This window comes from Pseudorhodobacter antarcticus (assembly GCF_900110135.1).
In the GTDB taxonomy this organism is placed as follows: domain Bacteria; phylum Pseudomonadota; class Alphaproteobacteria; order Rhodobacterales; family Rhodobacteraceae; genus Pseudorhodobacter; species Pseudorhodobacter antarcticus.
Genome location: NZ_FOCO01000077.1, coordinates 1 through 7461, shown reverse-complemented (window position 1 = coordinate 7461; position 7461 = coordinate 1). Strand labels below are relative to the sequence as shown.

Here is a 7461-nt window from a genome sequence, read left to right as displayed (position 1 = left end):
CCGTGGGAGCAGGCTGTATGACACACCGCCTGTCAGATGCCAGACAACGCGACCGGCTGCCCCCTGCAGGCCCGGTCCGAACAGGGTGTGCCTGCCCAACTTCGACATTACACACGGCAGCATGCACGTCAGAACGATCAGCTTTGTCGGAATCATCGAACGCTTTTGAACACGCCTCAGGTGCCGTGCGCACCTTTAGCCGCACCCTTGATACAGCCGTCGCCCCAACCGCCAGCACACTTTCCCCATAGCATGTTCCAAGACCCCCGCGGCTTCCTCCTTCCGAGGTTTGTCAACGTGGGCCGCCATCTCATGGCCGCCACCGTCACGCCGCTGCCCACATCGAAAAACCTTCAGGAAAGCGGGCATTCCCTGCGAAGGCAACGCGAACGTAGAAAAAAGCGAAAAGCAGACCTAGATGTTGTTGATCGGCTAAGATGCGGAAATCACATTCGGCTACTTTGTCCATCGCTGTCGATCACCATCACGCGGCGCATGGATGCAAATCCGGCTTTGGCGATTTCATTCAGGACGCGCTTGGCTGATATGCCTATTTTTTCCAACCTGATGAACTGCAAACGCTCAACCTCTGCCGCGATATGTGGTTTTCTAAGGATTTCAAAACCGCCTGCTGCGGCGTCTTTCCTCTTATACCCTGCGACTCGGTAAGCTGCTCAGCCTTCACCTCGCAGCCTGAGCAGGTCCACATCAATATGCTCGGAGAACGCCGCCAGAGAATTTCCACCAGCTTCGAGACACAACCGCGTTTCGTCGGCGGATTGAGAACGAACGCGAGCGTCTCCTGTCGCCAGAAAAAATTGATCGACTGGCAAAAGTCGGTGCTATGTTCCACATTGCCGGTGCTATGTCCCGCATTTATGTTTAGACTGGTGAAAAGCGAAATTCTGGGTTATGTGCGACGGTCGCCGTGCGATACGCCCTAGCCGTGGGAAGACTGTTGGCGTCTTGCAAGACCTGTCGTTCACGTTAGGGATTGAGATAAGATAAAAAATGACCAACCCACCCCTTACCAAATAGGAAGGGACCTTTTCGTGGCATTTCAAATTTTCGAAAAATTTTAGAAAGGAAGTTGCGGTGCAACTACTGAAAACGATCTGTGTTGGATTGATGTTCTCGATCCCAATGACGGCACTAGCGCAAGATTTTGAGGCCGGCTTAGAGGCATACACCGCAGGCGACTATGCGACTGCAAACGAAAACTGGCGCCCATTGGCCGAGCAAGGCGATGTTCTTTCTCAGAGTTATATTGGCCAAGCCTACCTTTGGGGTTTTGGTGTTGAAATCGACGAAGATGAAGGTCTGAAATGGCTCTTCCTTGCCGCTGAAAGCGGAGATGCCAATGCGCAACAAGCAATCGGTCAACATTATCTTTCTGATTTGGAAGATTTTGATCGCATGGTTATTGGCGCAAAATGGTACGAAATGGCTGGCGAGCAAGGCCATATCGGTGCGCAATACCAGCTGTATGAAATTTATATGAATGGCTACGGTGTTGAACAGGATTTAGCCGTGTCCGAAATGTGGCACGAGAGGTTCATTGCGCAGCTGGAACCAGGTAACCCCTACTTGCTGTTTCTGGAACATGTTGAGCGAGGGATTGGAAAAGACAATCTTGCGATGGATCACTGCGACCTCATCCTTTCTGAGTTCTTAGTCGGTTCCTGGTTCCCAGTTCCTGACACTGGACAGCGCCGTATGCACAGATTCACGTTTGGCGCGGATGGATCGCTTGAAGTGGGTGACGACAGCGGTCCTTTGCTGCCTTCCAGCACCTGGGAAATTTCGAACGGTGAATTGCAGCTGAACGATCGCCTGCCGGGCCGGTTGGAAATTCTGCGTGACAGTATCATGTGGAGCGGCCTTCGATATGTGCGCGAAACCTGGATTGCTGAAAATGGCGCCCTGCAAGGTGCCTTTGAAGGGCATGTGCCTGAGGAATGTAATACCGGTCTGCCCGCATTCATAATGGGCTCTTGGATGCCCGTGCAGAATTCTGGTGCGAGCCAAACAGAGGCTCTTACCTTTAATCCCAATGGCACGTATGTTAGGTCAGACGGCATATCGAACAGATCCGGCCGGTGGAACGCTCGGGATGGCTTTTTACGCTTGGACGATTATGTCGAGAGTGTCGCGCTGGAGATCATCGACGACAGCATCACTCTTTCAGGTGTCCGCCATGAGCGGTACAAGCTGAATGACGAGGGCTATAACATTCAAGAGTTTCTCGGTGACTTTGAACCACGTGGCGTCTTCGTCCCTGAACGCGACGTCATGGTCGGCGAGTATTCACTTCGTCGAATCACGCTCGGTGGGAAAGATAGCTTTACGCCTGCCGCTTCTGAGGGATTTGAAACCGCCGTTGATGTGGAATTCTGGAATGAAGCAGAAGAGATCAAAATGGACGAAGCGGGAAACGGGTACCGCACTGATCAATTAACGTTTGAAGTCACATCATATGAAGTTAACTCAGAAAAGCTTTCTTTCCGCGGCTATAATGAAGTTTGGGGCGACATCTTTTTCTCGGCCAAATTCGACGGATCACGCGTAGAAAATCAGACTAACTATGAAGTGGCTGGGGGTGTACGCCCCAAGAATGCGGATGAGCCAATCCTTATCGGCGACGTCATGGTCGGCGGGAACATTTATTATAAAGTCCTATTTGAACTGAACTTCCTACATTAAACGCTATTTCGGGACTTCGGTGCTTATGTGTCTGCATCCAGGTCCCAGACCCACCGCGGACAGTTGGAGTGCCCCCATAGGGTGGTCCAGTTTGAATGTGGTTCTGGTGGGCCTCCGGTCTATTGGCATCACGCTTTTCGGCGCAGTGGGCGATAGCCCAAGGCGCTGTGGGGCCTGACAGTATTGTAATGCTGCGCGGCGCAAGATCGTGGATTTGATCTATTGGGCGAGGCCCACCCGATAAACTTCGGGGCCGTATGACAAAACGACAGCGTTGAAAAGCGCGCGCCCTCAAACCCCGTCATTGCGTTCTCGACGATTTTAAGCCCGACCGTGACCACTTTCCGGTTTTGCTGAAATAGTCGGATTCGTTTGCTATACAAGTTGTGCACCTATACGACTGCGCCTCTAAGATAAAATAAAATTGGAGGCTATCGACTTCATGAATCATATCTATAAGACCACCGTGGCGTTCATACAGATTGCATATCTCTGCCTTGGTTCTGCTGCTGTCGCGGAGACGATGCCAAGCGGGGCTTACACAGAAACTGACTTTGGCGACATCGCGTTAAACTGCCACAAGACAGAAGGTGTAGAGTGCACCGGGGCCTATGAAGGCGGGCAATCCTTTATCTATATTGACAGCACTGATGAAGACGGCGTGTATTTGGGGTACTGGGCGGAACCTTCGTCGGACCAACCCTGTGCCGAGACGACGGACTTTGATGACATCAGCACCGAAGCCTGGGGAACGATTGATCTGTTTTTTGATGCCTCGCGCAACAGCTGGACGGGCACCTGGGGGTACTGCAACGACCCGCAAACACAGCAATTCAATGGCGCGCGCGGAGACAAACCCGCAGCTGACGCTGTTTTTGCCGGCGTAACATCGCGCAGCGTCTGGGACAGCTTGAATGGTTTGGCCGCGGCCAACCCTGAGCTGACGGTCACCGGCAGTGAAAGCGTGTTAGGCGATGCGCTGATTATCAGCAATTACACGATCAAATCGCAAACTGCTGATGGCGGGTTCACCGTGACGGTGCCTGAAATTGTCATCGGGAAAACAGATGACAGCGAAGTGACTGTCACGATGTCTGACGAGTATTCGGTGAATTTGACGTCGACTAACGCTATGGGCAAGGCCGCTGACATAACCATGTTGATCCGCCAACCTGGCATGACACTTGTGGTTTCTGGCGATGAAACGGACAGAACCTACGATTTTTTCGCACCCACATCTAGGATCACGATGGCGAAAAAGACGCTCGATGGCGTGCCGGTGGACATACTTTTCGACTTGGCCATTCGCGGCGTCGACGGGTCTTTTAAATTTGAAGGCAGCGGTATTCAAACCGTAAGTTCCAGACTTGTTGCGGATGTTGCGACGATTGATATCGAGGCACCAGACCAAAATGGAACGGGCACAACGAAACTGCAGGCAAGCCTGTCGGATCTGAAGTCCAGCTTTGAGAGCAGCGCTGATGACGCATTCTACACAATGACAATGGTGGAATCCCTGGCTGCTGGGTTCAAGGTTGGTGGCATGTTCAGTCATGGCGCACTGACTTATGACCTTTCCACCCAAGACGAAGGCACTGGTGGCTTTGCATCAAGCGGGGCGATCGCATCGGGCAAGCTGGACCTTGCCATGGGCAAGGATCGTCTGACCTATAGTGGCAATACCAAGGGCGTCGAATTTGAGGTTTCGGGAGCAGCCATTCCGCTTCCGCTTATCAGCATCGCTCTGGAAGAGGCGGCTTTCGACGTTCTGATGCCAATCACCCAGTCTGATGTAGCAGAAGACTTTGGGCTGCTGATCAAGCTTGTGGGTCTTTCCGCCAGTGATGACATCTGGAACACATTCGATCCGACGTCTCTTTTTCCACGCGATCCTGCCACCTTGGTGTTGGATTTGGTTGGTAAAGGGAACTGGCTGGTCGATATCTTTGACTCCGAAGTTGCGGCCGCAATGTCGGACGCAACAACAGCCAACGGTTCCGGTGAAATGCAATCGCTGACGCTGAATGAGATGACCGTGCGCCTTGCTGGCGCTGATTTGCACGGCACCGGTGATTTCACTTTTGACAACACCGATCTTACGACTTTTGACGGCTTTCCTAAGCCCACAGGTACGATAGATTTGAAATTGATTGGCGGCAACGGTCTGCTTGATAAGTTGATTGCGATGGGAATGGTGCCGGAAGAAGGGGTCACAAGCGCCCGGATGATGATGGGACTTTTTGCCCGCATTGTCGAAGGTACCGAGGACACGATGACCTCGCAGATCGAAATCAAGGAAGACGGGTCCGTTATGGCCAATGGTCAACGCCTGCATTAGGCTTGACATTTGATCGGCGCGGATCGTGCAGCACCAAAGGCCTCTATGGCCTTCTAGATGTGGCGCCTCGGACCAGTTGGTTGGTCCGAGGTGGTTTACGCAGCGATTATCTATTCCCGCGTAATGACCATCATTCAAACCAGCCGATATACAGAGCGACATCGCGAAAGATATGACCTCTGACGAGCATGTCACCATAAATCAGCGGCTCGTCTGCTTTTGCGGGCTTGTCGAAGCCCGACGAGTCACCGCCGCCCCGTTCATAGTTATATTGTGTCTGCACACGTGTACTGTCGAACCGCGCATCGAAATAGATATCTCCCCATTGCGGGTGATATCCGTGGAATGAGAGTGAATCGGGGCTGACTTCGTACTCGGTTGGCCAAAATCCCACGATGTCCTTTCGCACCTCGCGACCATCGACATCCGTCGTGACGGTCTCGGTTGTGTTCCAGAATTCAACATAGATCGGTTTGCTTGAAGCATTCGCCGTGCTCGGTCGAAAGCTGTCGACGGACTCCAAAACGATAAAGCTCAGCTCATAAGTGCCGACCATGGGAGTGGTGCCATCGCTGGGCCACTTTGGTATAAAGACGCCTTCGGTCTGTACGTCGCCCAAAACGCTCTGGCCACCGTAGGACCGACCGTTGAACGGTTCCTGCGTGTACTGGTCGCTCCCCATTTTGATGTCTTGCCCTACGATTTCAATAGTAAGCGGTTCATCGACGCGGCCATCCATGATCATTTGGCCGGCACTGTTGAGTGTCCAGTTGCCAATAGGCGAATTCGAGGAGCCGTCTGAAATTACAAATGTGCCGTCTGGATTGAATGTGTAGCTATCGTTTCGGCGCGCGCTGGAATCTGGCGACGGCAACCACGAGCCGACAAGAAACTGGGCTATGGAGGCGACATCAACGCTTGTAGTTTCCTGCGCTGTGAGCATTTTTGCGCGCGTGCCGTCTAGTGTCTTGTTGGGGTGATCTTCGCAGTATCCCCAAAATCCGGACAGACTGTTCGCAGAAAAATCAAATGTCACATTCACATTGCCCCAAGCATTGGATTGAAGGTTGGGAAACTGATGCGTCACGGCGCAAGGTTTTGAGGATTCTGCTTCGACCCAATAGCCGGTGAAATTCTGGTTGTTGTCCCTGCTGTTCAAATACAAGTAAGACTGTCCGTTTTCGTAAGTCCCAAAACACATCTCCGAGCCTATGCATTCAATATTGATCGCACCAAAATCAGTTGTGTCGTAATTTCCATTCGGCAAGGTTTGCGCCGCTGCCCCTAAAGGGCAGAAAAGAAATGATAATAGTGTAACGCATCCGCTTAATTTTCGGATTGGTTGCATGATTGATATTTTCCTAAATGGAGCTCCCCATTTGGGAAAGCAATCTCTCACCTTAGGCGCTCGCGGTATTCATCACCTAGTCTTTTATTGAACAATGTCCGGCTGTTTCGTAAGCGTCCGGCGTTACTGCTCTGCCCCACATAGATGTCGCGTCCCGGACGTTTGTATTGACGAGCGCCGTCTGCCACAGTTCATAGCGCGGGCAACGCTGCCCAAAGGTTTTCCTTTCAGCCATCGCCCTCGCAGCAACCGTCTTGTTCTGGCTTTGATTATCAATGAGTCTGGAGCCTAAAGTTTGAAGTGCGACAGCGCCAACTTGGAGTTGATAAAATGCTGCTGTGTGGAAAGGCATTGCGGCAGGGCCTTCCACTCTCCCAGAAATGCGACTATCAACAACTACGGCACAACATGTAGGTCAATCGATGACCTCGCCGGATCTTTACCCCGATTTCGTGGCAACTTTGCCCGGATTTACAATCACTGAAAATCTGGCCAAAGTTGTCTCGACATAGTTCATAATTTCCAACAATAACAGCGCTTTAGTTCTTATGGATTCCGGCTAGCTGTTCCATCCCGGATGATCACATAGACCCTCGGCGATCTGCTTTTTTTATGGCAAGATCGGTTTTGAGGGAGTGCAGCGGATCAGAAAACAATCCGGGGGACTGTTTTCCCGCCAACCGGAACGGAGGGCGACCATGCTGATCCAGCTTGCACAAGCAAGCAAGCAACGACGACGCCGAAAGTTCGAGCCGCGATCCAATCCAGCAATGAGGCTGCGTCGGTTTTGGCCGAACGGTTTGGCACGACCGAACAGACGGTGTATAAATGGAGGCCCAGAGACAGCGTTCAGGATCGCAGCCATACTCCGCACCGATTGCAGACCACTCTCACTCCGGCGCAGGAGGCTGTCGCGGTCATCCTTCGCAAGACGCTTTTGGTATCCCTCGATGACCTACTTGCTGTGGTCCGGGAGTTCCTAAACCCGAACGTCTCTCGCTCTGGGCTGGACCGCTGTCTGCGGCGGCATGGAGTGGGCAATCTGCGTGCCCTGACGACGAAAGAGCCACGG

At 52.4% G+C, this 7461-nt stretch carries 4 protein-coding genes and 2 pseudogenes; 3 read left to right on the top strand and 3 right to left on the bottom strand.

Going from position 1 to position 7461, the window contains the following annotated elements; translation table 11 throughout:
- Positions 1–325: 325 nt before the first annotated feature.
- Both BMY36_RS20115 and BMY36_RS20995 read right to left on the bottom strand, forming a co-directional pair.
- Positions 326–469: a hypothetical protein gene (locus BMY36_RS20115; protein ID WP_156215222.1), complete on the bottom strand. Its 144-nt coding sequence runs from the start codon at positions 467–469 to the stop codon at positions 326–328.
- Positions 447–659, bottom strand: a pseudogene (locus BMY36_RS20995) (terminase small subunit); the annotation flags it as partial. The pseudogene BMY36_RS20995 and the gene BMY36_RS20115, both read right to left, overlap by 23 nt.
- A gap of 436 nt (positions 660–1095) precedes the next feature.
- Between BMY36_RS20995 and BMY36_RS18415 the strand changes: the two are divergent.
- Positions 1096–2703: a tetratricopeptide repeat protein gene (locus tag BMY36_RS18415; protein ID WP_139194147.1), complete on the top strand. Its 1608-nt coding sequence runs from the start codon at positions 1096–1098 to the stop codon at positions 2701–2703.
- A gap of 442 nt (positions 2704–3145) precedes the next feature.
- Positions 3146–5041, top strand: coding sequence for a hypothetical protein (locus BMY36_RS18410; RefSeq protein ID WP_050520377.1), 1896 nt, complete (start codon positions 3146–3148; stop codon positions 5039–5041).
- 130 nt (positions 5042–5171) lie between these two features.
- Here BMY36_RS18410 and BMY36_RS18405 read toward each other — a convergent pair whose 3' ends face one another.
- On the bottom strand, positions 5172–6389 hold the full coding sequence (locus tag BMY36_RS18405; RefSeq protein ID WP_139194146.1) for a hypothetical protein: 1218 nt from the start codon (positions 6387–6389) through the stop codon (positions 5172–5174).
- A 757-nt stretch (positions 6390–7146) separates the two neighbouring features.
- Here BMY36_RS18405 and BMY36_RS18400 point away from each other — a divergent pair.
- A pseudogene (locus BMY36_RS18400) lies at positions 7147–7461 on the top strand (IS481 family transposase); the annotation flags it as partial.